The 23,219-nt window shown below is 55.4% G+C and carries 28 protein-coding genes; 7 read left to right on the forward strand and 21 right to left on the reverse strand.

What is annotated here, in order from left to right:
- Genes CHR62_RS14455 through CHR62_RS14465 form a run of 3 tightly spaced genes read right to left on the reverse strand, consistent with a single transcriptional unit; the run spans position 1 to position 2,745 of the window.
- Positions 1–1,281, reverse strand: coding sequence for a TRAP transporter large permease (locus CHR62_RS14455; RefSeq protein WP_123661396.1), 1,281 nt, complete (start codon positions 1,279–1,281; stop codon positions 1–3).
- On the reverse strand, positions 1,278–1,802 hold the full coding sequence (locus CHR62_RS14460) for a TRAP transporter small permease (RefSeq protein ID WP_123661397.1): 525 nt from the start codon (positions 1,800–1,802) through the stop codon (positions 1,278–1,280). The genes CHR62_RS14455 and CHR62_RS14460 overlap by 4 nt, the downstream gene beginning before the upstream one ends.
- Positions 1,795–2,745 (reverse strand): nitrilase-related carbon-nitrogen hydrolase, encoded by a 951-nt coding sequence (locus CHR62_RS14465; RefSeq protein ID WP_123661398.1) that lies wholly within the window; start codon positions 2,743–2,745, stop codon positions 1,795–1,797. The genes CHR62_RS14460 and CHR62_RS14465 overlap by 8 nt, the downstream gene beginning before the upstream one ends.
- Before the next feature lie 204 nt (positions 2,746–2,949).
- Here CHR62_RS14465 and CHR62_RS14470 point away from each other — a divergent pair, with 204 nt between their 5' ends.
- Complete coding sequence (locus CHR62_RS14470) at positions 2,950–3,696, forward strand: TrmB family transcriptional regulator (RefSeq protein WP_123661399.1); 747 nt, start codon at positions 2,950–2,952, stop codon at positions 3,694–3,696.
- Positions 3,697–3,699: 3 nt separating this feature from the next.
- Here CHR62_RS14470 and CHR62_RS14475 read toward each other — a convergent pair whose 3' ends face one another.
- The 10 genes from CHR62_RS14475 to CHR62_RS14520 form a co-directional block, all read right to left on the reverse strand.
- Positions 3,700–4,455 carry a glycosyltransferase family 25 protein gene (locus tag CHR62_RS14475; protein WP_123661400.1) on the reverse strand — a complete coding sequence of 252 codons (756 nt, stop codon included), beginning with the start codon at positions 4,453–4,455 and terminating at the stop codon, positions 3,700–3,702.
- 55 nt (positions 4,456–4,510) lie between these two features.
- Positions 4,511–5,854, reverse strand: a complete 1,344-nt coding sequence (locus CHR62_RS14480; protein WP_123661401.1) for a type II toxin-antitoxin system HipA family toxin — start codon at positions 5,852–5,854, stop codon at positions 4,511–4,513.
- Between the two features lie 2 nt (positions 5,855–5,856).
- On the reverse strand, positions 5,857–6,099 hold the full coding sequence (locus tag CHR62_RS14485; protein ID WP_123661402.1) for a helix-turn-helix domain-containing protein: 243 nt from the start codon (positions 6,097–6,099) through the stop codon (positions 5,857–5,859).
- A 245-nt stretch (positions 6,100–6,344) separates the two neighbouring features.
- Positions 6,345–6,800: a MarR family winged helix-turn-helix transcriptional regulator gene (locus tag CHR62_RS14490; protein ID WP_123661403.1), complete on the reverse strand. Its 456-nt coding sequence runs from the start codon at positions 6,798–6,800 to the stop codon at positions 6,345–6,347.
- A gap of 15 nt (positions 6,801–6,815) precedes the next feature.
- On the reverse strand, positions 6,816–7,568 hold the full coding sequence (locus tag CHR62_RS14495; RefSeq protein ID WP_233575022.1) for an ABC transporter permease: 753 nt from the start codon (positions 7,566–7,568) through the stop codon (positions 6,816–6,818).
- On the reverse strand, positions 7,565–8,356 hold the full coding sequence (locus CHR62_RS14500; RefSeq protein ID WP_123661404.1) for an ABC transporter permease: 792 nt from the start codon (positions 8,354–8,356) through the stop codon (positions 7,565–7,567). Before CHR62_RS14500 ends, CHR62_RS14495 begins: the two co-directional genes overlap by 4 nt.
- Positions 8,353–9,114, reverse strand: coding sequence for an ABC transporter ATP-binding protein (locus CHR62_RS14505; protein ID WP_123661405.1), 762 nt, complete (start codon positions 9,112–9,114; stop codon positions 8,353–8,355). Before CHR62_RS14505 ends, CHR62_RS14500 begins: the two co-directional genes overlap by 4 nt.
- Positions 9,115–10,110, reverse strand: a complete 996-nt coding sequence (locus CHR62_RS14510) for an ABC transporter substrate-binding protein (protein ID WP_123661406.1) — start codon at positions 10,108–10,110, stop codon at positions 9,115–9,117.
- Positions 10,100–11,137: a 3-hydroxybutyryl-CoA dehydrogenase gene (locus CHR62_RS14515; RefSeq protein ID WP_233575023.1), complete on the reverse strand. Its 1,038-nt coding sequence runs from the start codon at positions 11,135–11,137 to the stop codon at positions 10,100–10,102. The genes CHR62_RS14510 and CHR62_RS14515 overlap by 11 nt, the downstream gene beginning before the upstream one ends.
- Position 11,138: 1 nt before the next feature.
- The gene (locus CHR62_RS14520) at positions 11,139–12,215 is read right to left on the reverse strand and encodes an NAD/NADP-dependent octopine/nopaline dehydrogenase family protein (RefSeq protein ID WP_123661407.1); all 1,077 of its coding nucleotides are present in this window, start codon (positions 12,213–12,215) and stop codon (positions 11,139–11,141) included.
- 280 nt (positions 12,216–12,495) lie between these two features.
- Between CHR62_RS14520 and CHR62_RS14525 the strand changes: the two genes are divergently transcribed.
- Entirely contained in the window at positions 12,496–12,774 is a 279-nt protein-coding gene (locus CHR62_RS14525; RefSeq protein ID WP_123661408.1) for a type II toxin-antitoxin system RelE/ParE family toxin, read from the forward strand.
- A 10-nt stretch (positions 12,775–12,784) separates the two neighbouring features.
- Positions 12,785–13,117, forward strand: coding sequence for a HigA family addiction module antitoxin (locus CHR62_RS14530; protein WP_123661409.1), 333 nt, complete (start codon positions 12,785–12,787; stop codon positions 13,115–13,117).
- Here the strand turns inward: CHR62_RS14530 and CHR62_RS14535 are convergent.
- Both CHR62_RS14535 and CHR62_RS14540 read right to left on the reverse strand, forming a co-directional pair.
- Positions 13,071–14,123 carry a TIM barrel protein gene (locus CHR62_RS14535; protein ID WP_123661410.1) on the reverse strand — a complete coding sequence of 351 codons (1,053 nt, stop codon included), beginning with the start codon at positions 14,121–14,123 and terminating at the stop codon, positions 13,071–13,073. The genes CHR62_RS14530 and CHR62_RS14535 overlap by 47 nt on opposite strands.
- Positions 14,124–14,154: 31 nt before the next feature.
- Positions 14,155–15,201 (reverse strand): aromatic ring-hydroxylating dioxygenase subunit alpha, encoded by a 1,047-nt coding sequence (locus CHR62_RS14540; RefSeq protein ID WP_123661411.1) that lies wholly within the window; start codon positions 15,199–15,201, stop codon positions 14,155–14,157.
- A gap of 160 nt (positions 15,202–15,361) precedes the next feature.
- Here CHR62_RS14540 and CHR62_RS14545 point away from each other — a divergent pair, with 160 nt between their 5' ends.
- From CHR62_RS14545 to CHR62_RS14555, 3 genes are all read left to right on the forward strand, one after another.
- On the forward strand, positions 15,362–16,069 hold the full coding sequence (locus CHR62_RS14545) for a TetR/AcrR family transcriptional regulator (protein WP_123661412.1): 708 nt from the start codon (positions 15,362–15,364) through the stop codon (positions 16,067–16,069).
- Positions 16,070–16,174: 105 nt separating this feature from the next.
- Complete coding sequence (locus tag CHR62_RS14550) at positions 16,175–16,522, forward strand: type II toxin-antitoxin system RelE/ParE family toxin (RefSeq protein ID WP_233575025.1); 348 nt, start codon at positions 16,175–16,177, stop codon at positions 16,520–16,522.
- Positions 16,519–16,800 (forward strand): XRE family transcriptional regulator, encoded by a 282-nt coding sequence (locus tag CHR62_RS14555; protein WP_123661413.1) that lies wholly within the window; start codon positions 16,519–16,521, stop codon positions 16,798–16,800. The genes CHR62_RS14550 and CHR62_RS14555 overlap by 4 nt, the downstream gene beginning before the upstream one ends.
- A 23-nt stretch (positions 16,801–16,823) precedes the next feature.
- On the opposite strand, the gene CHR62_RS14560 is transcribed toward CHR62_RS14555, so the two are convergent.
- Genes CHR62_RS14560 through CHR62_RS14585 form a run of 6 tightly spaced genes read right to left on the reverse strand, consistent with a single transcriptional unit; the run spans position 16,824 to position 22,312 of the window.
- Entirely contained in the window at positions 16,824–17,534 is a 711-nt protein-coding gene (locus CHR62_RS14560) for an ABC transporter ATP-binding protein (RefSeq protein ID WP_093971049.1), read from the reverse strand.
- Entirely contained in the window at positions 17,527–18,312 is a 786-nt protein-coding gene (locus CHR62_RS14565; protein ID WP_123661414.1) for an ABC transporter ATP-binding protein, read from the reverse strand. Before CHR62_RS14565 ends, CHR62_RS14560 begins: the two co-directional genes overlap by 8 nt.
- Entirely contained in the window at positions 18,309–19,568 is a 1,260-nt protein-coding gene (locus CHR62_RS14570) for a penicillin-binding protein activator (RefSeq protein ID WP_093971051.1), read from the reverse strand. The genes CHR62_RS14565 and CHR62_RS14570 overlap by 4 nt, the downstream gene beginning before the upstream one ends.
- 46 nt (positions 19,569–19,614) lie before the next feature.
- Positions 19,615–20,562: a branched-chain amino acid ABC transporter permease gene (locus tag CHR62_RS14575; RefSeq protein ID WP_123661415.1), complete on the reverse strand. Its 948-nt coding sequence runs from the start codon at positions 20,560–20,562 to the stop codon at positions 19,615–19,617.
- 2 nt (positions 20,563–20,564) lie between these two features.
- A complete protein-coding gene (locus tag CHR62_RS14580) occupies positions 20,565–21,419 on the reverse strand; it encodes a branched-chain amino acid ABC transporter permease (RefSeq protein ID WP_093971053.1) in 855 nt (284 codons plus the stop codon).
- Positions 21,416–22,312 (reverse strand): polysaccharide deacetylase family protein, encoded by an 897-nt coding sequence (locus CHR62_RS14585; RefSeq protein WP_123661416.1) that lies wholly within the window; start codon positions 22,310–22,312, stop codon positions 21,416–21,418. The genes CHR62_RS14580 and CHR62_RS14585 overlap by 4 nt, the downstream gene beginning before the upstream one ends.
- 132 nt (positions 22,313–22,444) lie before the next feature.
- Between CHR62_RS14585 and CHR62_RS14590 the strand changes: the two genes are divergently transcribed.
- Positions 22,445–23,203: an IclR family transcriptional regulator gene (locus CHR62_RS14590; RefSeq protein WP_123661417.1), complete on the forward strand. Its 759-nt coding sequence runs from the start codon at positions 22,445–22,447 to the stop codon at positions 23,201–23,203.
- The last annotated feature ends 16 nt before the right edge of the window (positions 23,204–23,219 follow it).

Genomic DNA, 23,219 nt, shown 5'->3' on the forward strand with positions numbered 1-23,219 from the left:
TTATTTAACGAACCCGGCACCAAACAGCGACAAGACGGGGACATAGGTAATCAACATCAAAACCAGAAGCTGAACAATGATGAACGGCACAAGACCCGCGCATATGGTGGACATACGGGCACCAAACAGCGCATGGGACGTAAAAATATTGAGACCGAAGGGCGGCGTGAACATGCCAATACTTAGGTTGACCGCCATAATGACGCCGAAGTGAATCAGGTCAATGCCCAGATACTGAACGATGGGAATAAGGATGGGGGTAAACAGCACAATGGCTGAAATTGGGTCAACCAAGCAGCCAATAATCAGCAAGAAAATGTTGATAATTAGCAGGGTTGACCAATAGGTTTCGCCCGTTGCCGACACATACTGAACCAGCGCCTGTGGCACGCCACTGGTAGTCAGCACCCACGAGAACACGCCCGACGCGGCCACAACAATCAAAATTTGCGCTGTCAGGCGGCTTGAGCTGTGGACCACGTCCCACAGTTCCTTCCAGGTCAGCTCGCGGTAAATGAACTTAGTCACCAAAATACCGTAGATACCAGCAACGCCAGCCGATTCGGTTGGTGAAAACACACCGCTATAAATGCCTCCCAGAATGACAACTGGGGTGCCCAAAGCAGGCAAGGCGTTTACCACCAGCTTGACCACTTGCGAGAACAAGCGCTTTTTCTCGGGAGGCGAGTTAACACGCCTTGAATACCAAAGAATGTACAAAAGCGTACCGAAGCCCAGCAATAAGGCGGGTATAACGCCCGCAGCAAAAAGCTCGGCAACTGACTGCTCGGCCGAGGCGCCATACAAAATCATCAGAATGCTAGGCGGCATAACACTGGCAATGCCACCCGCCGAGGTAATCAGACCTAAGGAAAACTTCTCGCTGTACCCACCTTCTCGGAGGCTGGGATACATGAGCTTGCCCATGGCGGCAACGGTTGCTGGGCTTGAGCCCGACACGGCACCAAAGAACTCGCTAGCGGCAATGGTGGTAATGGGGCGGGCAGCGCGTGCCCGACCAAACAAAGCCAAAATACAATCGACAATACGGCGCGAGACGCCGCCCCGCGCCATGATGTCGCCGGCAAAAATAAAGAACGGCACAGCAAGCAATGCAAACTTGTCTAGACCACCAAACATAATCTGCGGGATAAGCATTGACGGCACATTCATGTACCACAACACGGCAACTGCCGACGTCGCTAACAACACCAAGTAAATAGGGAAGCCAACAATTAGTGTTAGCGCTGGCACAACGATTAGTGCAACAGATAGACTCATAAAGACCTCGGATTTACTGACGCGCCGCGCAACAGCGCAAGCAGCCTAAGCACAGACGCCAGCACCACGAATGCAAAGCAAACCAAAATAGATGAATACGCCCACGACTTGGGCATTTCGGCAACGATGGTGACCTGCCCCAAGCGGTCGACAAACTCAACAACCTTGTAGGCGTAGAACACGATGAACCCGCTTAAGACGGCGCCTAAGGCCGTTGTTGCGAAAAGCAATGCCGCCTGGGCGCGCGGGGCAAGGTAAGGGCGAAGAATATCGGTGACCAGATGCTCGCCAAATAGGGTTAGGCGAAACGACATCAAGCAAACCGACCAGATGATCAAAATAATGGTGACTTCTTCTGCCCAGAAAATGGGCAGATGAAAAACGTACCGGCCCACGACATTGGCGAAGTTCAGTAAAAGCGCCAGCGCAAAGCAAACCGCGGCACCCTGATCAAGTACCCATAAAGCCCCGTTAAGCACACGGCCGGGCAAGCCTGACGGCGCAATTTGAATATCACTCATGGCGGCCCCCTGTTACCGAAGCGCCGTCTTTAAACAGCACCGGCGCATTGGCTTTTTGATTCACTGTCAGCTGAAATACGTCGGGCCGTGCATAACTTCCAGCCACGTCAAAATCGAGTTTGCCTCGCGCAATTTGTGCGGGGTCAAGAGTAGCGGTCAACAAGGCGTCTTCATCGAAAACTGGCCCGGCAATCACTGTGCCCAGCGGGTCGACAATGACACTACCGCCGCGCATCAAAATAGCGTCGTCGTCATTGCTGATGGCGCAGTCATAGTCTGCGGGGAAGTCGCCACGGCGGATGAACTGACAACTGGACAGCACATAGCAACGCCCTTCACGAGCAATGTGCTGCATAGACGGTACCCATGTGGGGCGGTCGTCGGCTGTTGGGGTGCAATACACAGCAATGTCTTGGGCGTACATAGCCATGCGCAGCATAGGCATGTAGTTTTCCCAGCATAGTACGGCGCCCATTTTCCCGGCGGGGGTGTCAAATACAGGTAAGGTCGAGCCATCACCATAGCCCCACACCACGCGTTCGCCGGCGGTGGGCATTAACTTGCGATGCTTGCCCAACAGTTCGCCAGTTGGCGAAAAAAACAGGACGGTACAGTACAAGGTGCCAAGTTCGCGCTCAATGACCCCCATAACCACAAAGGCACCGGCCTTGGCGGCGGCCTTGCCCAAGCGGTCTGTCTCGGGGCCGGGTACGACAATTGAGGCCTGAAAATACGACGCGAATTCGTCACGCCCGGCTTCGGTGCGCACCCCGACAACCACCCCAAAGCCACCGCCTTTGGGGTATCCGCCCACAAAAGCCTCTGGGAACACGACAAGCTCACACGCTTGGTCGGCCGCTTTTGCAATCCATTGTTCGGCTTTGTCGATTGTTGCCTCAGTGTCGCCATACACCGACCCGGTTTGAACTACACCGACTTTCATATTCCGCTCCGATAACCTAAATGTTGTCGGAATTATCAGACAGTTCAAAATTTCTTAACACTGGGGTTAACACCGACGAAACTTGCTTCTAATTACCAGTCTAATAGGGGAAAAGTGAAAATAAGAAAAATTAAAAAAAGCTTGGCAGTTGCAGAGGAGGGCCAAACTTGGCTTTCTGTCTACGATTTTCGACAGGAATTAACAATGGATATTGCGTACAAATTGGCCCAAATTGGAATTAATGGCACGCTGTACAGGCTATATACCGCGGCCATCGAATTAGGCGAGGCGCCTATTTCCGAGGTGGCGGCACGCGCCGGCATGGTACGTACGACGGCGTACGATGCGTTGTCGCGCCTGGAGCAAGAGGGGCTGATCACACTGCAAGAAAAACGCGGCAAGCGCTACGTTATTGCGCACGACCCAAATACACTGATGGAAAAGCTTGAGGGGCGGCGGCAAATGTTAAGCGAGCTGTTGCCCCAGCTTCGGTCTATGTATAACCGGGCCAAAGGTAAGCCGCAAATACGGTTTTACGAAGGGATTGAAGGCATTCGAACCGCGCTACGCGATACCTTGACCATCACCGAAACCCCAAAGGTTGTGCGCGGGATTCTGTCGATGGAAGAGCTGATGCAAACCCCAGGGCGCAAAGAAATGGACCAGTTCATTAACGACCGCGTCAATGCCGGTATTTGGCTTAAGGTGCTGCGATCGGAGCAAAAAGATGTGGAACCGATTTGGCCATCGAGCAACGAAACACTTCGTGAGTTGCGTTACTGCCCGCCCGATATGGTGCTATCAATGACCACGTTTATTTACGACCAACGGGTGTGCCTGATTTCTTCGAAACAAGAAAACTACGGCCTGATTATCGACAGCGTAGAGTTTGCGGCTATGCAAAGAACGTTGTTCGATACCATATGGGCGCTCAGCGCGCCGGGGTATTAAACCCTACCGCCACAACTGATAAATATATTTCCGCCGAAATTTCTCCCAACCGTGCAAGAACGCCTGTATTGGCGCGGGCCAGCGGCCTTCCAAGGTACTGTCGAACAGGCCGCGTTTGGTGCCCTGCTCTACCACCGTGGGCTCTAACCATAGCAACTGTATGCCCAGGTCTTTGTCCATTTGATCAAAGGCGTTGTCAATGGCGTTGCTCATTTTGTTTTGTGCAACCCAATCAAGGCGCATTTGGGCGGCTTGTTTGCCAATGATGTACGAGTCGGTAAAGCGGCCTTTTTTGGCGGGGTACAGGTGCTGACCTTTTTTGCGCTGGCTGCGCGGGGTGTACCAGTTTCCGCCGCTGCCTATGAAGGTAACGCATGGGGTGTTGGCGTAGTTTTGCTTAAGCTCGCGCAGGGCGTTGTCTATGCCCTTACGAAAGTCTTTATGCAAAATGGCGTCATCTTCCAGTACCAGGCAGTAGTCCCACCCGCGGGCCACTACGCGCTGCATGATGGCAATGTGCTTTAGGCCGCACGACTTGTGGCCGTTGGTCAGGTTGGGGTTGGGCAGGTAGTACTGCTCGTTCAGTTCGGGGGTGATTTCGTTGGCATCGTGCTCGAACACAAATTCGCCCGTCAGGCCAAAGCGACGTAATTCGCGCTCAATGTGGGCGCGGCGTTCGGTAAACGTTTTAACGTTAACCACACAAATGCCGTCCAGGCCCCAGGCAGCGGTAGGTACGGGCGGGTTCGAATAATCCATGGTCACTTTGGGTGTAGGTTTGACTTGCGGGATTATAGGGGGGAAGGCGGCGGGATCAAGCCGCCGGCATCCTGGCAAGTTTCCGCACAGCGTCGGTCATGCCTTCGGCAACGGCACTGAAGACGTCCTGGGGGAAGTCGTCTGGCAGTTTAGCTTGCACGACCTCCAGAACGCCAGGCAACTGGCCTACGACGCTTTCGATCAAGGTCTCCATATCGGCTCCCCACCCACACAGCCTAGCCATATAGTTGAAGTGTCGCCGCTGAATGTCTTTTATTCGATAATGGGCATTCTTGCCCTTGACGGCCATTGCCAGCTTCAGCCGGTTCGCGTCTAGTTTACGCGGGCCCAGGCCGGTAACCGGCCATGCCGACAATACGTCGTAAAGCGGCGTCATCTGGTAGCGACCGCCGGGCAACAAGAACACAGAAAAATTCTTGGCATGGCCATCGGTTGCAGCCATTACCCAGAACAACAATTGCGCTTTAAGCAGGGTCGCAAGGTCAAGTTCTCGGGCCTCTGACTGCTGCAGTACAGCAGCAATATCGACTATACCGGGCCCGCCGTCTGCTTCGTACTTGGCACTTGGCGGGGTGCCTGTGACCTGGCAAAAATCTTCTTGGGGTAGGCGCAGCCAGTAACCTCGATCAGACAATCGACGATCAAAACGTTCGACCAAAAGCACTTTTTGGTCTTCGAACTGCGCAATTTCACATGCAGCCACTGGCAACCCGAACGCTCTCAGTATTTGGGCGCATAACCATTCGTTTTCGACCGACGAGCGCATGTCTGCCTGACGGTTTCCGACCAACCCAAGCGGCAACTTGAAAATGTGTGTGGTTGGCGTTGCGCCAAGGGGCCGGCACCAACGCCCTTGGTGCCAAAGCAAGGCTGTTTTTTCTTGAGCACCGGCAATCGAAATACGAAAGTCGTCGTCCAAGGTGTCGGGCTGCCCGAGCGTTGCAGGCGCACTGACTGTCACCCTTAAGAGCTGCGCCACTTCGGACTCGTTTAATGGTTGAGCCTTAATGCTGAATACATCTTCAGGCGCGTACCCTTCGGGCAATAGCTGAAGCGACCCAACGCAGTCTCGGCCAATGGCAGCCAACAAGTCGAAAGCACCCGTGCCTGAAGTTCTAAATCGCGTTTGCAAGCGGCGCCGAATGGCATCGCTGTCAGGAAGGAGGTTGTCGAAATAACTATGAACCCGTTCGCCGACAATCGGCGCGTTGTTTGGCGTAAACGGCAACGACAATGACAGTGGCCGCCCCTGGGGAGACGCGACCCAGTCCGCGTCGTATTGCAGCGTGTCGAGACCATGGCCAGCAACATGCCACTGCCCTACCCGAACGCCATTTGCCCACAAATTAAGGCGGCGGGCTTTAGAGCGGCGCGCCACGCTTACCACTCGCTTTCGGTGGGCACTACGTTTTCGCGCGCCTGAATGGTGAGCTCGAGCCCAAGAATTCCGGCCAGAGCCAATAGCCGATCGAGCGTTAAATAGCCGGGCTGATTTTCTATTTCAGACAGACGATTTTGACTGATACCGAGCTGTGCTGCGACATGCGCCTGGGTTAGCCCAACAGCTTTGCGCCGGGCAGTCAAAATACGTCCCATTTGCTGGCTGGTTGAGAGTTTTTGCATGGCCGCACGTTGGGTTATTGTGGTGAGACTACTGTATCGGTTTTGTCGATATTTGACAAGTATCGGCCAAATCGATATTTTGAAATAATCGGTTTTATCGATATTCGAAAGAAATCGGTTTTATCGATATTCGAAAGAAATCGGCTTAATCGATAGTTTCTTATTATCGGTGTAGCCGCCACTAGTAATTGGGCTACGGGCGACGACGACTAGATAGCCGGTTCGCAAATAGTTCCCACCCCCAGTTAAGCGAAGTTGCCCCATACTTTTTTCAGTAGCCGCTGCAATTCGTGTTGTTCTTTGTCGGTCAGGCCTTTGACGGCGCGCTCGAAAATGGCCCAGGCGGGGGGCAGCACTTTGTTGAACTGTTTTTTGCCGGCGGGCAACAGGTGGATTTCCAGCACGCGCTGGTCGGTAGCGCTGGGTTGGCGGCTAATGTAGCCGGCGGTTTCCATCACAGTTAGTGCGCGCGACAAGGTGGCCTGGTCGACCCCGGCGGCGTTGGCCAGGGCACTGATACCCAGGCCGTCGGTTTCACGCAAAAAGGCCAGCACACGCCAATGCAACAGGGTCATGCCGTGGTTACGCAGCACGACCTGGAAGTCGGCATTGACGGCGCCGGTGGTGCGGTTAAGCACGTAGGGCATGAAGGTTTCGTGCCCTTGGTAATTCACTACTGCGTTGCTCTTTTTCAAACCCATATCGCCTTGCCCTGCTTAACCGCTGCGGTCGACTTTGCGTTGCAGCGTACCAATCAACCAGTTTAACCCTAGGCCCAGCAGGCATATCCATACCAGGGGTACAAACATGTCTAGCGTACGGTAGGCGCGCGCGGCGACTGTCAGCATGTGGCCCAAGCCGTCGGTCGAGGCGATCATTTCGGCCAAGAACACCACCACGCAGGCAATAACACCGGCTACGCGCACACCGGCCAGTACGGTTGGCACAATAGCAGGCAGCGTCACCTTCCATAGGCAGGCGGCGCGCGAGGTGCCGGCGGCACGGGCGGACCAGATCAGTTTCTGGTCAACGGCGCGGGCGGCCGACCAGGTGGCCATCAGCACCGGGAACAGGGCGTCTGCCACAACAAGGGCTATTTTTGAGCTGTTTTCGAACCCGAAAATAAGAATTAGGGCCGGGTACAACGCAATTTTTGGAATGGGGGCCAGCAAGCGAACCAAGGCATCTAATAAGGCGGCCCCCAGGCGCGACAGCTGCGCGACCAGCCCCAGCCCAATCCCCAGGACAATGGCCAGGCTTAACCCCACTACCAGCCGGTAAACGGTAATGCCAAAGTTGGCCCAAAAGTCGGCCTGACCGGCCAGGGTAAACAGGCGGGCGATAATGTCGGTGGGCGCCGGCAGCAGTTGTGGCTCGATCATGCCAGCGCGGCATACGGCTTCCCACACTATTAATACAAACAGGGGCGAAATGCACAGGCGCCCCCACCCCATGACGGCGGCGTTCATGATACCCCCCGGTTATTGTCGGCCCAGCGCGTTAAATAGCGGCGCACGCGTTCGAACAGGGCGTCAAGCACAAAACCCAACACCGCCAGCACCAGTATGACGGCGTACACCGTTTCGTACTGAGCCATGTCCATTGATGTAAACAACAAGTTGCCCACGCCCTCTTGTCGGGCAATCATTTCGGACGACACCATCACAATTAAGGCCATGACGACGCCCACCCGGCAGCCGATCATGATTTCGGGCAAAGCCGCGGGCAGCACAACCTTGAACAAGCGGCCCACCGGCCCCATGCCCATGGCTTGCGCTGTCCAGACCAGTTTCTTTTCGACCCGAAGCGCGCCCTGGTAGCTGTGATACAGCACGGGCAGGCTAACGCCCATGGCGATGACCAGAATTTTTGAAAAGCTGCCCAGACCAAACCACAGCATAAGAATAGGCATGAGAGCGGCCTTGGGCATGGGGTAAGCCAGCGACACCAAGGGGTAAAAGGCTTGGTACATGGCACGACTGCGGCCCATGGCCAGCCCTAACGGGATGGCAAAGAGCAAGGCCCAGAAGTAGCCGGTAAACATACGGCCCACCGACTGGGCAATGGCCCACAAAGCGCCGGGGTCAACGACAATAAAGCGTAGTTCTTTGACGGCAGCAATGGGGCCAGGAAACGAACTGAACCCCAGCATACGTGCAGCGGCCGACCAGATCAGGCCCATCAGCAGCACGGCCATGATCACCCCGACAAAGGGGTTTTCGTACCAGCGCGTGGGGCGTTGGGCGGCCTGGCTCATGCGTGCTCCCCGGTCAGCAGGCTTTCAAGATGCACGATGTAGTCTTGATATTTGCGGTTAACCAGTAGTTCTGACCGCACGCGGGGTCGCGGCAGGTCGATGTCGATAATTTCGCGCACGGTACCTGGGCTGCCGGTCAGCACAATGACACGGTCCGACAAGTACACGGCTTCGTCCACGGCGTGGGTCACGAACAGCACGGTGTTGCGCAACTGTTCCCACAGGGTCAGCAATTCGGCCTGTAGAGTCAGGCGGGTATGGGCGTCAAGCGCGCCAAAGGGCTCGTCCATCAGCAAGATGCCAGGCTCGTAGGCCAGGGTGCGGGCAATGGCGGCGCGCTGGCGCATGCCGCCCGACAATTCGCGCGGGTAAAAATTTGCGTATTTGTCGAGCTTGACCTTTTCCAGCCAGACCATGGCGCGGGCCTCGGCCTGGGCCTTGGGTACGCCCTGCTCACGCAGGCCGTACGCCACGTTGCCCAGCACCGTCTTCCAGGGGAACAAGGCGTATTCCTGAAAGACGGGCCCGCGATCGGGGCCGGGTTGAGTGACCAGACGCCCATCGACCTTGATGCTGCCACGCGAGGGCTGCTCGAAGCCGCCCACCATGTACAGCAGGGTACTTTTGCCGCAACCGCTGGGGCCCAGAATAGAGACAAACTGCCCGTCGGGAATGTGCAGGTCGATGTCGAGCAGGGCCGCGTGTTCGGTGCCCCGCGCGGTTTTGAACGTTTTACCCAGGTGGTCGATGGTGATCATTTACTTTACCGGTGCGATGATGTCTTCACGAACAAAGTCTTTGATGTCGAGCTTCTGTTTAAGGAAGCCGGCGTCGTGATACAGGTTGAAGGTTTCTTGAATGGCCGCGATGTTGGGCTTCATGCTGGGCTCGCGATGAAAATCTTTGGGCGTGAGCAGGTACTTGGACAGCACAGCAGCCGGGGCGCGGGTAATTTCAGAAGTAACTTCAGCGGCCAGAGCGGGGTTTTCTTTCAGCTTGGCCATCGCGTGCTCCAGGTCTTTTACATACGCCTTGACCACTTCGGGGTTGGCGTTGGTGTAGTCCTGGTTGCAGCCTTCAAAAATCTGCACGTTGGGGTTTTGCACGTCCAACAATTTGAACAAGGGGCGCAGGCCGCCTTTTTCTTCGTTCAAGACGGTGAACGGGGGCACCATGGGGCCTGCGTCGACACGGCCAGAACGGATGGCGTCGGCCGAGGGCGGGAAGCCGGTTTCAACGATTTTCACGTCTTTTTCTGGGTCGAGGCCGTTTTTCTTGAGCCACAACAGCATGTGGTAGTAAACACCCGAGCCGTATGCGTTGGTGCCAATGACCTTGCCCTTCAGGTCTTGCGCGGTTTTTATGGGGCTGTCTTCTTTAACGGCCCAATACACCGAGAAGCTACCGGGTTCTTCAGCCGCATGCTGCGCCACAATGTAGGGCTTCAAGCCGCTTTCGATATAACCTTGGGCCATCGACATGGGTGCCATGGTGGAGCAATCGAGCACGTTGGCGCGCATGGCTTGCACCATGGGCGATGTCCCCTGGAACTGGGTCCATTTGATGTTGTATTTTTTGCCCAGGTCAGGAAAGAGCTCGGGGCGTTTCATCATCAAGTATTTGGCTTCTTCGGCCGGAATTGTCCAACCCACGCGCAGCTCGGGCACATCGGCCGCGATGACTGGGGCGCTGGCGGCCGCGGCCAGGGTAGCGGCGGCGGTCGATGCAAGTAATGCTTTGACTTTAGTTTTCATTGCCTGTTTCCTTTACTGTTGTGGAAGGAATGCTTTGGTCTAAACCAAAATGCCGCAGCATGCCCAGGGTACGTGCCAGCACGTCGCGCCGGTACGCGTTTAAATCAACCCCTTCGTACGACAAAAACCCGCTTGCCGACCGTAACCCGATTTTGCCTTCGTGCATATAGCGCTGGACGATGTCCGGGGCGGTGTATCGGGTGGGGTCCAGGTTGTCGGCAAGGTAACGGCTGGCGTGATACAGGATGTCGTTGCCGCCGTAATCAATAAACTCAAGGACGCCGATGCTGGCAAACCGGAAGCCCAGGCCGTAGCGGGTGGCCAGGTCGATTTCCTCGGCAGTGGCGACGCCCTCTTCAACCATGCGGGCCGCTTCGTTCATGATGAGGGTTTGCAAGCGCGGCACAATAAAGCCGGGGGTGCAGCCGCACTGAACGGGGACTTTGCCGATGGCTTTCAGGCTGTTTTTCAGGGCATCCAGGGCTTCGGTGCTGGTGGCGTCGTGAGCACTGATTTCTACCAACGGGATGATGTAGGCCGGGTTCAGCCAGTGGGCGTTCATGAAACGCTCGGGGTGGGTGACCATCGCGGCCAGGTCGGATGCCAGCATGGTGGACGTGGTTGACGCGATGATGGCGTTGGCCGGGGCGGCCTGGCAAATGCGGCCCAGCGCGTCACGTTTGGCGTCGAGCGTTTCGGGCACGCCTTCGTAAATAATGCGTGCGCCGGCCAAAGCCTGAGCGGCCTGACCCAGACTGACGACACTGATACGGGCACGATATTGCGCGACTTGGTCGGCACTGAACATGCCCAGGTCGGCCAATTGTTGCAACGTGGTGTTCAGCTCTTGGTCAATGTCGTTTTGCAGCGCCTGAAACTGTTCGGTGCTGCGGGGTTTGAAGTCGACAATAACCACGCTTTGGCCCCGAACGGCATACGCCACGGCAATGCCCCGCCCCATGCGGCCGGCGCCAATGGCCACAATGGCCGGCGCTTGTGTTTGTGCTGTCATGTTGTTGGGCGCCATGCTAGGCCTTACCTTGGTAAAGCAGTTCGCGCATGTCGGCTTTGTTCAGGCCGGCCAGGCCCATGGTGGGCAGGGCACGGGGGCCTTTGCGCAAGTCTTGGCCGACAATACCGCCGGCAATGGCCAGCAAGCCTTTGCTGATAGGCGCGTCCGTATTTGTCCAATCGGCTACCGACGCCTGGAAAGACAAGCCCAGCATAGTGTCTTCGGTCATGTAACGGTGGCTGTGCAGGTCAATGTGTTCGCGCCAGTCGCCGCTTTTCACCAGTTTTTTGTGTACGTCGCCGTACATCCAGTTGTCGCTGTTGTAGTGATCGGCCAGCGGGAAGTGCGGGGCGGCATAGCCCATGGCTTCGCGAATGGCAATGCGTTCCAGGTCGAGCTTGTCGGTGACCGAACGCACGGCGGGCTGTGTGCCCTCGTTGTGAATGTCCCAGGCTTCGAAGTGCTGCAGGGGCGCGGCGTTCATGATGATGAGCGGCGGGTGGATGATGGGGCCGGCATTCATGAGCGCGCCCGACATGGCGTCTTCGCAGGGCTCGACCACCGGGAAGGCCTGGCCGATAACGTCAAGTGCCTGGGCCGAGCGCTTGGCGGGGTAAGCGCCCGTAGGCAAACGGGTGGCGCGGGTAGTGATGGCCACGGTGTTGGGGCCGTGCTTGCGCACCAACCAGGGCAAGGTACCGGTTTCGGCCCAGGTCACTTCGGCCTTGTTGCCGGCGGCTTTTACCGCTTCGGCCATTAAGTAGCTGCCGAAGGTGCCAGGCGGCAGGTACACCACTTGCCCGTCGGTTAAGTGGGGTGCCATGGCAAGGGCAATGTCCATTTGTGCAATGGCCGGCGAAGGGATAACGATTAACTGGGCGCCCTTGATGGCGTCGCCAATGTTGGCGGTGGCATGCGCAATGCGGATATCGCGCTGGCCGTCGTCGTCTTTGATGGTGATGCAGCCGCTGTCAATAACGGGCTGCAAAGCGGCCGCGTCGCGTCGCCACAAACTCACCTCGTGCCCGGCTTCGCTCAAGTCGGCTGCCGCCGCGTAACACCCATGCCCACCGCCTAAAACTGCAATTTTCATACCCGACTCCATGCTGGTTAATTGTATGCACTTGCATATACTTTTTTCTAAGGTACGGTATTTGCAAGGCAATCAGCAATAAGGGTAAATGCGGATTAGCGGGGTTTTTGTGGCAGGGGATTACCCGGACAAACATGCCCAGCCGAGGCTGGTTTCGGGCGGGGGCTTCGGGCATTGTGTGGGCTGGGCCGGGTGCTGCCACTTAAATGCTACAGCGCACTTCACTATTAACGCAGCCCAATACTATCGATTTACAATACTATTGTGATACGTTACTATTTTGATCAAGTCATTCGCATGCAAATACACAGCTGCATTGTTTGAAGGCACTCGTGTCGCCAAGTTTTCAAACATCGAAACAGTGGCAATACGAAAGTTGGCACTTATACACGGCGCGTGCAGCCTTGACGACTTACGCGCCCCACCCGGCAACCGGCTCGAAGCACTTGCCGGCAATAGGCAAGGCCGGTTCAGTATTCGTGTTAACGACCAATGGCGCATTTGTTTTATTTGGAATAGCGGCCATGCCGAAATGGTCGAAATTGTTGATTACCACTAGCAGGCTATTTATGCGCGACGTCCCCTACCCCAAGCCGGGCGAAATTTTGATGGAAGAGTTTCTAAAGCCGTTAGGTATTACGCAATACCGTCTGGCCAAAGAAATCGGCGTGCCGCAGCGGCGAATAGGCGAAATTGTCGTTGGGAAACGATCTATCACTGCAGACACAGGCCTTCGGCTGTCAAAATTTTTTGGCACTTCCGATGAGTTCTGGACCAGTCTTCAACTTCGTTACGACGAAGCGTGCGTAAAGGAAGCATTGGCCGAAGTGCTGGCAGGCATTCGGCCTCTAAACGCTATACCGCCGGCCAGGTCACCAGACCGGCGGCGTGCAGGGCCTTGATTTCTTTCCAGGCTTGGCGAATGAATTTTGCGCATGCCACGTTCTGTTCGAACAGGTTGTATTTGGCCGCCAATCCGTAATCGGGTAGGTTGATCATTTCGGTCGTGATATACCGCAACGGGCTGTTGGGGTGGGTGATGTGGTAGCGCATGGCCATACGAATGGCTTCTTTCGAAGGCTCTAGCAAGTAGGCATGCCACTGCGAATGCCATTCGCCTGGCGCGGGGCGGGTCATGGGGTATTGAATGCCCCGCGCGTAGCTGCCGTCTTCATTTTTATACCAAAGGTTCTTGGGCTGATTGGGGCCCACCGTACGCAACTGGGTCCAGGTCACCATGTTCAGGCTCAGCCACTCTTCCAGCAACGAACCAGGCTCGAACGGGTCGAGCTTCATTTGGCCAGACTCAACCGCTTCGCGGCACTCAGAAATATCCAGTTCTTCGGGGTTACCGATTTTGAAGGCAACGTGGCTATAGTCAACGTTAAAGTTGAACGGAATGCCGCGGCTTTGAATGGCTTTTGCAATGGGCGTAACCCGCGCATAAGATTCGTTCCACATATTGACATGAAGCTCGAATACAGGCGCCACGCCCTGTTTCATACCTTCGTCGTAAACCTGCAGGTAATGGTCGATGATTTCCTGATCTGACAGCACATGACCTTGCGCATGATGCGTAAAGGTCATGATGTTGTGCGCTTTGGCACCAATTTCGGCGCAGATTTTCAGGTTGTCTGAAAGCAAAGCGTCGTCACGACCCAGCATGTAGAACCAGCTGGCCGTATGTACCGGCAGATCGTACTTCTCGATCGCTTTACGGTAGTCGTCGATATTGCTGCGCAAGGGGATGCGGTCGAAATAATCAAAGACACCCGATTCTTTAACCAGCCGGAACTGCTCGTCGATGCTGTGCTCTTCAAGTGACACAGGCCGCGACATGGACGAGGCCTGCGCACCACGGCCGTTACAGCCCAGCAAGAAGGGAAAATCGGGGTCTATGGGTTTCATTCTGTGGATCCTTTGTTGGGTATTGCCTTTGTTAGGCCGCTTTTACAGACTGGCGCTCGGCTTTTTCGGCGTCGATCATCGAGTCGACCAGACGACGCATACGTACGGCCGAGGCATCCAGGTTCAGCAGTACTGGCTTGAAGTCTGGGTAGGCTTTTTCATTTTTATGAATGGCCTCTAGGATGACCTTATCTTCGGAAAATGCTTCGCGGAAGGACGCCGACATGGCCTTGTTGGTGTCGTCGTCGGCCTTGAAGTTTTTAACGTGCAACCAGTGGTCAATGACCGTGTTTTCGTCAACCGGGGTCATGAAGTGACAGGCGTAAATTTGAATGCAATCGTCGCGGTTGCCTTCGGGTGCACCGGTACCGGTTTTGGCGGTGCCAAAGTCAATAACCGCGATGCTGGGCGCGGTGTAGTGGTAGTAATGCCAGCGATCGACATTGGTGGTAAAGCCGCCGAATTTCTGGAAAAGCGGAATGGCGGGCGCATCAAGCACCCAGCGCCAGGTCAGCACACCGTTTTCGGTGCGCTCTGACTGAACAGGGACATCTTCGCTGGCGGCGTTGCCCAGCGTGGTCAAGTGCACAAAGCTTACATGCGACGGGTCGCACAGGTTGTCGCACAGGTTCAGGTAGTTGCATTCAATACGCAGGGCGTCGCCCTCAACGGCCTGCCAGGCCGGGTCGTGGTATTGCGGCAGGTCGTACACCTTGGCGGGGTCGGCTTTGTCGGCATCGCCCATCCAGATCCAGACCAGACCCATGTGTTCGTGTGTGGGGTAAGTAGTGACCTTGGCACCTGCCGGTATTTTGTCTTGGCCGGGAATGCGCACACACTTGCCTGAACAATCAAACTCCATACCGTGGTAACCGCACTGGATGACATCGCCCTTGAGCTTGCCATGCGACAGCGGCAGCATGCGATGCGGGCAAATATCTAGCTGGGCCACCACCTTGCCCTGGGTATTGCGGTACATGACCACGTCTTTTTCAACAATGCGGCGCTGCGCCAGGCTTTGCGTGATGTCGCGCGACCAAGCAATGGGGTACCACGTGTTTAATACGTATTCAGCCATGATGTCCTCCGGTCCACCTTGCCAGGTGAAATTAATTTATTGAGTATTCACTACATTAATCCAATCATAATCATAAATTCAATACTGTGCAAAATATTTTTTGTTAAGGTGCTGGGCACAGTAAACTTGCGGCTGAACGTTTCAACATTTCATATCGGCAATGACACGAAAAGACCCCGACGCAGCAGCTTCAACCATAGACCTTGCAGCCAGCGCACGCGAGGTAGACGAGCCGCCAAAGCGCGGACGTTCGCGTTCGGCGCAAACTACGCGGGCCAATATCCTGAAGGCGGCCAAAAAGATTTTTGCCCGCGATGGCTATGGCGGCGCTCGTGTCGAAAAAATATCGAAAGCCGCCAAGTCGTACGACAGCCTGATCTATTACTACTTTGGCAGTAAAGAAAAGTTGTTTGTAGCGGTGCTTGAAGAGGCCTATAAAGATGTTTTCGAGGCCGAGAAAAACCTGAAACTCGACATGACCGACCCGGTGCAGGCCCTACGCACCATCATTCAGTTCCCGTTTCGCTACTACATCGACAACCCCGAGCTGATTGTGCTGCTCAATTCCGAGAACCTGAACAAGGGCAAACATATTGCCAAATCAAAAAGCGCCGACCAGTACTCGGGGCCAGCGATTTCGATTTTGCGCAATGTCATCGAGGAGGGTCAGCGCCAGGGCATTTTCCGTGAGGACGTAGACAGCAAGCACCTTTACATGGCCATGACGGCACTGGGGTACTTTTACATCTCCAACCGCTACACGTTCTCGTTTTTCCTGAACGCCGACCTGATGGATCCTGCCGAAATCGAGCGATGGGGCAACTACATCAGCGAATTATTACTGAACTCGGTGCTGAAGAAGCCCTGACGGTCATTCGAATCTACGCGTAGATGCGCGCATTGCGTCGCGTTAAAGCGGATGCAAGACTGAACACCCTCCCCTACTCGGGACGTACTAAAAAAGGTACAATTGGTGTTCACATCTTGTCTGTCTGTCCGTTTCTATGCAACCCAGAACGGCACCGAGCCCGTCAAAGTTTGGCTGCAAACATTCGATGCCCAAGATCGCCGAGCCATCGGCGTCGACATTAAAACAATCCAGTTGGGCTGGCCCCTTGGCATGCCTTTAGTCAGAAAAATAGCGGATGGCTTATGGGAAACGCGTACGCACCTGCACGGACGCATCGCACGCATATTTTTTACGATCGTCAACCAAACCATTGTGCTACTACATGGGTTTATTAAAAAATCCCAAAGTACACCGCTCAAAGAGCTAGCCATTGCAACGCATCGTTTAAAACAAATCAGGAATGCATTATGAACAAGCACATTGGCAGCGATTTTGACAGTTTCCTGGCCACTGAAGGCACGCTTGAGGAAACCACTGCCATTGCCGCAAAACGCGTGATTGCATGGCAAATTAGCCAGGAAATGAAAGCGCAGCGGCTTACAAAAACCGAAATGGCCGAACGCATGAAGACCAGCCGTGCCGCCCTCAACCGCCTGCTTGATGCGAGCGACACAAGCCTGACATTGGCAACACTGACCAGCGCTGCGCACGCGCTGGGCAAACGCCTAACGATTACATTGACTGCGTAGTTTTCTGCGGTGCTGAAGAAGCCTTAAACGCCCAGGTGGCGTTGCAGGATGTCGGGACTATTTTTGAGGTCTTGGGCGGTACCCGAATACACAAGGACACCGGTTTCAAGGATGTTTGCGCTGTCTATCAGTGACAGCGCGCTTCTTAGGTTTTGCTCTACCAATAGTACCGTCAGGCCTTCGTCACGCAAGATTCGAACCGCGTTTTCGACGTGCTGCACCATGACCGGCGCCAAGCCTTCGGTGGGTTCGTCCATCAGCAATAAATCGGGGTTGCTCATCAGGGCACGCACAATCGCGAGCATCTGGCGCTCGCCCCCCGAAAGCTGATTACCCCGATGCTTGCGCCGCTCGCCCAAACGCGGGAAAAGCTCGAAGGCCCTGTCTATTGTCCAGGCGCTGCGCCCCGCCGGTGCGTCGCGGCGCGGACAGATTTCGAGGTGTTCGACCACGGTTAACGAGGGGAAAAGCCGGCGCCCTTGCGGCACAAGGCCAATACCCAAACCAGCGACCTGATCGGGCTCGCGTCCGACAAGTTCGGTTGTACCGAATTTAACTGACCCTTTAACGACCGTAGGCGGCGTCAAGCCCATGATGGAGCGAATAAGCGTCGTTTTGCCCATGCCATTACGCCCCAACAAACCCGTTACCCGCCCCGCAGGAACAGACAGATTAACGCCTCGCAGCACAATGGCCTCGCCATAGTTACTGTGTAAATTAACAATTTCAAGCATGATGCTCTGCGGCTCCGAAGTAAACGTCTTGCACCTGCGGATTGGCGCGAATTTCTGCGGGTGTCCCTTCGGCCAGTACCTCACCGAAATGCAGGCAGGTCACCCTGTCGGCAAGCCCCAAGGCAAGCTCCATATCGTGCTCGATCAGCAACACCGTCAGGTCGTCGGGTAGTTGCCGAACGATATCGGCCATTGGCCCGCGCTCGGCCGGCGACAAACCCGCCGCTGGCTCGTCTAGCAACAACACCATGGGGTCGCAAGCCAGGGCAATAGCCAGCTCGAGCTGACGCTGCTGGCCGTAAGACATGGCCGATGCTTTGGTATGACGAAACGCACCAATGCTGCAACGTGTCAGCAACTCGTCGATGCGCTCGTTTTCACGCTGCGATGGCTTCGCGCTGCCAAACAACGAATACTTGATGGGGTGCTTGCCGCGTAACGCCAATAAAATATTTTGCTCGACCGTTAAGCCGCCCAAGACATTGGTAATTTGGTAGGTTCGCCCAATACCAGACAATGCCCGGCGTGTTGCCGACCACTTCGACACATTGGCGCCGAAAAGGCTGATACTGCCGGACGACAACGCAAGCTCGCCGGAAATTAGCGCAAACAACGTTGTTTTACCGGCCCCGTTGGGGCCGATAACAACGTGCGTAGTGCCGGCGGCTACCGTCAGATTGACTTCGTTGACGGCCCGTAGCCCCCCGAAGCTTCGACCCACGCCTTCAAGCACAAGAGCCGGCGTACCCGCTGGCCTGGACGACACACCATTTGTCATTTTGTAACGCCCTGGAAGTTACGGCTGAATGGCGGCTGCTTCATGTAGGTTTCGGGGTCAAGATTGCCAAACTGCGACACATTGGCATATGAATCAATCACCGAATTCACCATTTTTCCGTCAGGCCGCTGGACCACCTTGCGAATGTAGATGTTGTAAATAGGGTTGCCGTACTCATCCATGGACAGGTTCTTGCCGAGCGGGCTCTCGGGGATTTTTACCTGCTTGACAGCAGTCAGGAAGCCATCAGTTTGCTCGACATTGCCCTGCACTTGTTTAACCGCATCGGCAATCCAGAGTGCGGCCGTAAAGCCTTCGGCGGCGAAAATTGCCGGCAAGATTTTGTAGGCCTTTTCGTAAGCCTCTACAAACTGCTGAACCGCCGGGTCGTCAGCACCCTCGGCGTAGTGAGCCGATGACACAATACCCAAGGCTTCGGCCGGCCGCAGGTTGCGAATGATAGATTGGTCTGTTGTGTTTTGCGACGTAACCAGCGGGAACTGGTCTTTCATGGCGAAGTTGGTCCATTGCTGCAGCAGGCGCGCGGCATCGGCGCCGGTTTCAATGGCCAGCACGACATCTGGCGAGAACGACGGAATTTGCCCAAGGTAGGGGCTGAAATCGGCCGTATTCAGGGGGTGCCATAATTGTCCGACCAAGGTCCCGCCGCCTTGGGTAAAGTTTTGGATAAACCCGCCGGCCTGCTCGTGGCCAAACGTGTAGTCTTGGCCGATAGTCACGACCTTTTTGTAGCCCTGCTTAAGACACCAGTCGGCCAGCGGGCGCGTCATTTGGCTGGCCGCAAAGCCCGCTACACGCAAAACATTGGGAATACGTGTACGTTGGGTCAGGTCGTCGGCGGCAACCACAGGCATGAAGTAGGGGGTACCGGTAGTTTTTGCGTATTCGGCTACTGCCAGGCCGGTGTTGGCCAACACATTACCCACCAGCATGTGTACATTCTGCTGCTGCACAAGGCGGCGCGCCTTTTGCAATGCGGTATCGGGGCTTGAGGCATCATCTTCAACAATGACCTCGACTTTGCGCCCGGCCAGGTCAAGGCCGGCTTGCTGCCAGTATAGGTTCCAACCATCCACCAACTCTCGGCCTGCAGAAGCGGCCGTCCCGGTTAATGGCGCCAGCAGCCCAATACGAATCGGCCCGTTAGATTGAGCCAATGCAACACGTAAGTTACCTGACACTAAAGCCAGCGTACCGGCTGCGCCGGCTGTTTGTAAAAAACGACGACGATTCATGATGGACCTCCTGGGGTTCAATTGATGTGATGCCGCTACTGAGAAATCAAGACTCCGATGAACGCTTGAACCAACGCGCTGACAGCACCCGACCTTTACCCAGCAGACCTTCGGGTGCGAACAGCATGGTTAATACAAATAGCAAACCCAAAATCGTCATCCAGCGTTCGGTGTAAAAGCTGACCACGTTTTGAAGCAAAATGATGACTGCGGCCCCGACGAAGCCGCCCCAAAGTGTACCGATCCCTCCCAAGATGGCCATGAGCAAACCTTGGGTAGACAATGCCAAAGCCACACTGTTTGGGCTGACGAAATTATTGAGATAAACGATAAGGATGCCAGCAACGCCCGCAAAGAAGCCCGACATGACAAAGCCGATGGCCAAAATAAGCGGCACGTTGTAGCCCAGGGTGCGCATGCGAGTATCGCTTTCTTTGATGCCGCGCAAGGCCTGCCCCATAGGCGAATAGACGAATCGGCGAATAATGAACACCATGACGGCCACCACGGCCAGAACGAAGTAGTAGTAGGTGTCCAAGCTAGTTAGCGCTTCAGGGCGCGTAACCCCAAGCAGGCCGTTTTCGGCACCGGTGACCGATGTCCAGCGATACGCCACACCCCAAACCACCATACCCATGGCCAGGGTAAGCAGCAAAAAGTACACCCCGGTGGTGCGTACGGCCAGCGCGCCAAATATGGCTGACACCACAACAGCCGCAATTAAGCCCAGCACCATGGCAAACCAGGGGTCGCCGTTAACCGTCGCCACGTAGTACGCCACAACATACCCAGCTGTGCCAAAAATGGCCCCGTGCCCTAACGACGTGCGGCCGGCATACCCCGCAAGAATATCGATGGACATGGCAAACAGACCGTAAATGAGAATTTCGGTGACCAGTGTTTTAGGGTATTCGCCAAAGATGTGGGGTACCGAAAGCAGGAATACGGCCAACAAAGTAATGAGCGAATAACGCAGAACCGGACTCACAGTCATGACTATGCCCTTCCGAAAAGGCCGAGCGGACGAAACGCCAGCAACACAGCCATTGGCCCGAAAATAATGAAGTACGAGAACTCGGGAAACCAGATTTGCCCGAAATTGGCCAGGAAGCCGACCAGCAGGCTGCCCACGGCCGCACCAGCCAAGCTGCCACGGCCACCAATAATGACAATAGCCAGGGCGAACACCAGGATTTCGGCATCGGCGCCCGGGTACAGCGTTAAAAAGGCACCGCCTAGCGTACCGGCCAACCCGGCCAGCGCAGACCCGAGCATGAAGGTAAGCACAAACAAACGACGGATATTGATACCCATGGCCTGGACCATTTCGCGGTCGTCGACCCCAGCGCGAATGAGCGCTCCGAGCTTGGTGCGGTTATAGATGAACCACAGCGCCACAAAAATAACGATGCCGGCCACGATGACCATCATTCGATACTTAGGGTAAAAGAACGGCCCCATGCGCACCGCGCCTAGCAACATGTCGGGCAGCGGAATGGTGCGGGTATCACCGCCCCAAAGTACCAGAGCCAGGTCGTTCAGCACCATAGCAAAGCCCAACGTCAGCAGTACCTGTTTAAGTTCAGTATCTTTGACGCGTTCGAGCAACCAGCGGTCAAGCCCATAGCCTACGACCGCAATGGCGAAGGCTGCGACGACAAAAGCCAAAAAGAATGAGCCGGTGGCGACAGCGACAACCATGCCGACATAACCGCCAATAAGATACAAAGAGCCATGCGCCAAATTAACCACACGCAAGAGGCCAAAAATAAGCGTGAACCCACTGGCAACAATGAACAGCAACGCCGAGAACGACAAAGCATTGGCGACCTGGATAAAATTACCAATCATGGTTGGCCCCCAACTGCCAACTGCGCCTCAAACCACTCAAGCAGTTGCTCCCCGGTCCAGAACAAAACTCCGGGACGATTGACATACTGCAGGGCCTCTTCGAAGTAGCGTATGCGATGCGGCACACCGGACAAAAACGGATGTACCGCCATGCACATGACCCGGGGCTGATCGGCCCCCTCTTGATACAAGCGATCAAATGTATCTGTTACGCGCTTCAGGAAGACATCAGATTGATGATGCTGAACCGCCATCATGGGGATATCGTTTAGCTCGACCGTGTAAGGCATAGCCACCATAGATCCAGCGTCAGTGTCGAAACGCATGGGCTGATCGTCGATAGCCCAGTCACCTATGTAGCGTATGCCCGCACGCGCCAGGTGGTCGACAGTATCAAAAGTTTGTGTGAGACCCGGCCCAAGCCAGCCCACAGGTGCTTTACCTGTAAATTTTTTAATTGTGTCGACTGTGCGCTGAATCATGGAGGGCTGGTCGTCGACTTGATGAGTGGGCATTTGGATGTAGCCGTGCGCCATGAACTCCCAGCCCGCATCGCGGGCAGCTCCCGCCACCACGGGGTAGGTTTCACAAACCCGGCCATTAACAGACAGTGTTGCTTTGGCACCGATGTTGTCGAGCGCGGCTTTAATTCGCCAAAAGCCGACACGCATGCCGTATTCGTGCCAGCTCCAGTTGGCAATATCGGGCAGCACAGGGGCTGCGGTCGGGGCAGGCAATACCTGACGGGCCATAGGCCGGGAGATTTCCCAGTCTTCAACGTTAACCACAGGCCAGACCACAACCCTGGCATGGTCAGGCAACTTCAACTGGGGACGATCGAGAATCGATTGGTACGGAAGGCGCTGTGCCGGGCTACGGGCGTCTTGGCTCATAAATTTCACATATCAGAATAATATTGAACCGCGGATCTAAAAAATTCTATGGATCTACTTATTAAGCGTCAACGCATTACAATTTAATTTCATTAAATGGACTTGATTAGGGTTTCGTCTAAGATGACAAGCATGCCAGACAGGACTAGCGCACAAACCGTTCGACGTGCGATGCAGGCGCTAAAACTCATTGCATCCGGTACGTCAGACGGCATGCGGCTGGCCGATGTTGCCAAAGCCCTGAATTTTGAGCGCCCTACCGCACATCGCTTGTTGAAGGCACTGGTAGCAGAAGGCATGTTGACCCAACATCCCGGAAGCCGGAGGTACGCACTGGGTTCGTTGGTCTTCGAGCTGGGGCTAAACGCCACGCACCAATTCAATCTTGTTGATATTTGTCGCCCCACCTTGAATGCACTTGCCGAACAAACGGGAGACACCACCTTTCTATTTGTTCGTAGCGGTAATGACGCCGTTTGCCTGGCGAGGGTACAAGGTCCCTACCCCATTCAAACTCCGGCAGTTCCGGTTGGCGCACGGCAACCACTAGGCGTTAATGCGGGTGGCCTGGCGTTGTTAAGCGCGCTGTCTGAGCGTGAGGCACTAGAAATTACACAAGCTGTTGCGCCCAGGCTGACGATCTACGGCAACCTGAGCCCGGAACACATTATGGAGCACTGGACCAAGGCGCAGGCATCAGGCTATGCGTTGATCGGGAACCGTGCGGTACCCGGCGTAACGGCAATGGGGCTCCCTGTCATCAATGAAAAAGGCAAACCCATCGCCGCAATTACTGTAGCCGCAACCAATTCACGCATGACACAAGAGCGCATTGACGAAATTCTGCCTTTGCTTCGTCTGGCTACGGAAGCACTGAGCAGAAAACTTTAGGCCCGAGCCTACATGC

Source organism: Pusillimonas sp. NJUB218 (assembly GCF_003788685.1).
Lineage (GTDB): Bacteria > Pseudomonadota > Gammaproteobacteria > Burkholderiales > Burkholderiaceae_B > Neopusillimonas.

Coding starts and splice junctions, on each gene's coding strand:
- CHR62_RS14470 (WP_123661399.1), top strand. CDS start 2,950: ATGGATATTGCGTACAAATTGGCCCAAATTGGAATTAATGGCACGCTG.
- CHR62_RS14560 (WP_093971049.1), bottom strand. CDS start 17,534: ATGCTTGAAATTGTTAATTTACACAGTAACTATGGCGAGGCCATTGTG.
- CHR62_RS14485 (WP_123661402.1), bottom strand. CDS start 6,099: ATGCAAAAACTCTCAACCAGCCAGCAAATGGGACGTATTTTGACTGCC.
- CHR62_RS14515 (WP_233575023.1), bottom strand. CDS start 11,137: ATGGCGCCCAACAACATGACAGCACAAACACAAGCGCCGGCCATTGTG.
- CHR62_RS14540 (WP_123661411.1), bottom strand. CDS start 15,201: ATGGCTGAATACGTATTAAACACGTGGTACCCCATTGCTTGGTCGCGC.
- CHR62_RS14520 (WP_123661407.1), bottom strand. CDS start 12,215: ATGAAAATTGCAGTTTTAGGCGGTGGGCATGGGTGTTACGCGGCGGCA.
- CHR62_RS14535 (WP_123661410.1), bottom strand. CDS start 14,123: ATGAAACCCATAGACCCCGATTTTCCCTTCTTGCTGGGCTGTAACGGC.
- CHR62_RS14495 (WP_233575022.1), bottom strand. CDS start 7,568: ATGAACGCCGCCGTCATGGGGTGGGGGCGCCTGTGCATTTCGCCCCTG.
- CHR62_RS14585 (WP_123661416.1), bottom strand. CDS start 22,312: ATGAGCCAAGACGCCCGTAGCCCGGCACAGCGCCTTCCGTACCAATCG.
- CHR62_RS14575 (WP_123661415.1), bottom strand. CDS start 20,562: ATGACTGTGAGTCCGGTTCTGCGTTATTCGCTCATTACTTTGTTGGCC.
- CHR62_RS14465 (WP_123661398.1), bottom strand. CDS start 2,745: ATGAAAGTCGGTGTAGTTCAAACCGGGTCGGTGTATGGCGACACTGAG.
- CHR62_RS14460 (WP_123661397.1), bottom strand. CDS start 1,802: ATGAGTGATATTCAAATTGCGCCGTCAGGCTTGCCCGGCCGTGTGCTT.
- CHR62_RS14555 (WP_123661413.1), top strand. CDS start 16,519: ATGAACAAGCACATTGGCAGCGATTTTGACAGTTTCCTGGCCACTGAA.
- CHR62_RS14475 (WP_123661400.1), bottom strand. CDS start 4,455: ATGGATTATTCGAACCCGCCCGTACCTACCGCTGCCTGGGGCCTGGAC.
- CHR62_RS14505 (WP_123661405.1), bottom strand. CDS start 9,114: ATGATCACCATCGACCACCTGGGTAAAACGTTCAAAACCGCGCGGGGC.
- CHR62_RS14510 (WP_123661406.1), bottom strand. CDS start 10,110: ATGAAAACTAAAGTCAAAGCATTACTTGCATCGACCGCCGCCGCTACC.
- CHR62_RS14455 (WP_123661396.1), bottom strand. CDS start 1,281: ATGAGTCTATCTGTTGCACTAATCGTTGTGCCAGCGCTAACACTAATT.
- CHR62_RS14490 (WP_123661403.1), bottom strand. CDS start 6,800: ATGGGTTTGAAAAAGAGCAACGCAGTAGTGAATTACCAAGGGCACGAA.
- CHR62_RS14580 (WP_093971053.1), bottom strand. CDS start 21,419: ATGATTGGTAATTTTATCCAGGTCGCCAATGCTTTGTCGTTCTCGGCG.
- CHR62_RS14590 (WP_123661417.1), top strand. CDS start 22,445: ATGCCAGACAGGACTAGCGCACAAACCGTTCGACGTGCGATGCAGGCG.
- CHR62_RS14545 (WP_123661412.1), top strand. CDS start 15,362: ATGACACGAAAAGACCCCGACGCAGCAGCTTCAACCATAGACCTTGCA.
- CHR62_RS14565 (WP_123661414.1), bottom strand. CDS start 18,312: ATGACAAATGGTGTGTCGTCCAGGCCAGCGGGTACGCCGGCTCTTGTG.
- CHR62_RS14500 (WP_123661404.1), bottom strand. CDS start 8,356: ATGAGCCAGGCCGCCCAACGCCCCACGCGCTGGTACGAAAACCCCTTT.
- CHR62_RS14570 (WP_093971051.1), bottom strand. CDS start 19,568: ATGAATCGTCGTCGTTTTTTACAAACAGCCGGCGCAGCCGGTACGCTG.
- CHR62_RS14530 (WP_123661409.1), top strand. CDS start 12,785: ATGCGCGACGTCCCCTACCCCAAGCCGGGCGAAATTTTGATGGAAGAG.